General features: G+C 72.5%; 1 protein-coding gene. It reads right to left on the reverse strand.

All coding sequences use genetic code 11. The features are described 5' to 3' along the window. On the reverse strand, positions 1–353 hold a 353-nt coding region (locus SB753_RS35465), incomplete at both ends, for an amidase family protein (protein ID WP_410804754.1).

Raw genomic sequence — 353 nt, forward strand, 5'->3', positions numbered from 1 at the left:
GCCCGACGGTATCGCGCGTGTGGCTGATCGGCACGACGGCAAGCGGGTCGTGATAGCGGCGCTCGGCGCCGCCGTTGCCCACCGACGGGCGGAAGCCCGCAATCCCCGTGAGCGCGGCGGGAATGCGCGTCGAGCCGCCCGTGTCGCTGCCGAGGCCGGCGGGCGACACGCGCGCGGCGATGGCGACGGCCGTACCGCCCGACGAGCCGCCCGCGATCAGCGACGGGTCGTAAGGATTGCGCACGACGCCCGCATGCGGGGCCAGATTCGCACTCGTGATGCCGAACGCGAGTTCGTGCATGTTGGTTTTGCCGAGCACGATCGCGCCCGCGTCGATCAGCCTGCGCACGGAG

It is taken from the genome of Paraburkholderia sp. SIMBA_053 (genome assembly GCF_046534895.1).
GTDB lineage: Bacteria > Pseudomonadota > Gammaproteobacteria > Burkholderiales > Burkholderiaceae > Paraburkholderia > Paraburkholderia caledonica.